The 999-nt window shown below is 36.2% G+C and carries 1 protein-coding gene; it reads left to right on the top strand.

The annotated features are described in order from the left end of the window. A partial coding sequence (locus N0M92_RS29170) for a transposase (protein ID WP_260289034.1) occupies nt 1-422 on the top strand: 422 nt, incomplete at its 5' end. Nucleotides 423-999 lie beyond the last annotated feature (577 nt).

Here is a 999-nt window from a genome sequence, read left to right as displayed (position 1 = left end):
ATGAGCTACTGGCTTCAGTTCCTGGATTAGGAGATGCAACCATTGTTGATTTGCTTTCAGAAGTTGGAAGCTTTTCACTTTATGAAAATCCACGCCAATTGATTAAACTAGCGGGATTAACATTACGTGAAAACTCATCTGGTCAACATAAGGGACAAAAACATATCTCCAAACGAGGAAGAAAGCGACTTAGATATATTCTTTTCAAAGTAATAGTACCACTCATTCGTCACAACAACGGGTTTAAACAGCTTCATGAATATTACACAACACGCAAACAAAATCCCTTGCGCGGAAAGCAATCGATGGTGGTACTCTGCGGTAAATTGTTGAAAGTATTGCATGGTATTTGTAAAAAGAAAGTCCATTTTAATGAGCAGAATATGATAAAGGATCTCTACTGCCTCTCAGAGGCAGCGTAAGCATTTCTAACTATCGATTTATAACAAGAAGGATGACAAGGAGAAGCCAGCAACATTACTAAACTAAGACCAAGAGACCCGGGGCAGCTTAGCAGGCCTCTGCCTTATGAATAGACCGAACGAAGGAATGTAAGCGCAAATGACGCTAAGAGACATAGGAGGGTACGTCATCATAAGTTTCGCAGAGATCTATTGTGCATCACATAGTGGAGAAAATAGCTAATGATTTCCATTAGTTTTAGCGAAGCGTACGCTCAATTTACTAATAAAAACCAGAATTTCAATACTCTGTTTAAAAATAGATTAAAAAAATAAATTCCCTAATATACCGAGTGGTGCAAACCGTTGATACATTAATGTTTATAGAGGGAGTTTAGTTGAAGAAGGATTTGCATCCGAAGTTAAATAATAACTAATGAAATACATTTTTTACTAGGAGTAATTTTAAAGTGTGGAGTTAGTATAGTTTCATGGACACATTTTAGTTAAGTCCTTACAATGATTTTTGAGAGGATGTGTCCGTCTTGGAACGTAAGAATACAGGTAAAAAATATAATAATGAATTCAAGAAGACTAT

It is taken from the genome of Peribacillus aracenensis (assembly GCF_025175645.1).
GTDB lineage: Bacteria > Bacillota > Bacilli > Bacillales > DSM-1321 > Peribacillus > Peribacillus aracenensis.
Note: the sequence above shows the minus strand (reverse complement) of the source record. Positions and strands in the feature narration are given on the sequence as shown.